Annotated in this window: 1 protein-coding gene and 1 pseudogene; both read right to left on the bottom strand. The window is 69.8% G+C overall.

The genetic code is table 11. The features are described from left to right. Positions 1-460, bottom strand: a 460-nt coding sequence (locus A5646_RS00600; protein ID WP_197505080.1) for a 6-phosphofructokinase, incomplete at its 3' end; no start/stop codon positions are given. A gap of 55 nt (positions 461-515) precedes the next feature. Further along, positions 516-1340 (bottom strand): annotated as a pseudogene (locus tag A5646_RS00595) (amidase family protein); the annotation flags it as partial. Between the last annotated feature and the right edge of the window lie 65 nt (positions 1341-1405).

The following is a 1405-nucleotide window of genomic DNA, read 5'->3' as shown; positions in this document are numbered from 1 at the left end:
GCCGGTCGATGGCGTCGGTGGCCACGGTCAGCGCGGTGTCATGGCCGAAAGTCACGTCGGTGCAATCGATGTCGTTGTCGATGGTCTTGGGGACACCGACCACGGGAACATTCTCCTCCGAGAGCCAGTGCGCGGCCGTCAGCGTGCCCTCCCCGCCGATGGGGATCAGGACGTCGATTCCGTTGTCGTCCAAGGTCTGCTTGATCTGGTTCAGCCCGGCCCGCAGTTTGTCGGGATGCACGCGGGCGGTGCCCAGCATGGTTCCGCCCTTGGCCAGCAGACGGTCGTTGCGATCGTCGTTCTGCAGCTGGACGCGGCGGTTCTCCAGCAATCCGCGCCAGCCGTCCTGGAATCCGACCACCGACGAGCCGTACCGCGCGTCGCAGGTTCGCACCACCGCCCGGATGACCGCGTTGAGTCCGGGGCAGTCGCCGCCTCCGGTGAGCACTCCGATCCGCATGGTTTCATCTTGCCTGGGACGGCGGGGTTATGGCGCGATTAGCCGCGACGGCTCACTAGACGGTGGGCGCCGAGGGCAGCGGCCCGCGGGCCGCCTCGTAGGCGGCGCCGACCCGGTAGAGCCGGTCGTCAGCCAGCGCCGGCGCCATGATCTGCAGCCCGACGGGCAGGTCGTCGTCCGGCGACAGACCGGCCGGCACCGACATGCCGCAGTGCCCCGCCAGATTCAGCGGCAGCGTGCACAGGTCGAACAGATACATCGCCAGCGGATCGTCGACCTTCTCCCCCAGCCGAAACGCCGTGGTCGGGGTCGCGGGCGACACCACCACGTCCACCGAGCGATAGGCCTCGTCCAGGTCGCGGGCGATCAGCGTGCGCACCTTCTGCGCCTGGTTGTAATACGCGTCGTAGTAGCCGGCCGACAACGCATACGTGCCGATCATGATGCGCCGCTTGACCTCCGGCCCGAAACCGGCAGCCCGCGTCAGCGCCATCACCTCCTCGGCGCTGTGGCTGCCGTCGTCGCCGACCCGCAGCCCGTAGCGCATCGCGTCGAAGCGGGCCAGGTTGCTCGACACCTCCGACGGCAGGATCAGGTAGTAGGCGGCCAGCGCGTACTCGAAGTGGGGGCAGTCGACCTCGCTCACGTCAGCGCCCAGGGCGGTCAGCTGCTCGACGGCGGCCTCGAACGCGCTCAGCACCCCGGGCTGATAACCCTCGCCGCGTAGCTGCTTGACCACTCCGACGCGCACGCCCTTGAGGTCACCGTCCGCGCCGGCCCGGGCGGCGCCCACGACGTCGGGCACCGCCGCGTCCACCGACGTGGAGTCGCGGGGGTCATGCCCGGCGATCACCTGGTGCAGCAGTGCGGTGTCGAGCAACCTGGCCCGCTTCGACGCGATGCGCTACGGGCTGCGGGTCGGCGACGACGGCAGCCACAGCGCCG

It is taken from the genome of Mycobacterium sp. 1245499.0 (assembly GCF_001673615.1).
GTDB lineage: Bacteria > Actinomycetota > Actinomycetes > Mycobacteriales > Mycobacteriaceae > Mycobacterium > Mycobacterium europaeum_A.
Note: the sequence above shows the minus strand (reverse complement) of the source record. Positions and strands in the feature narration are given on the sequence as shown.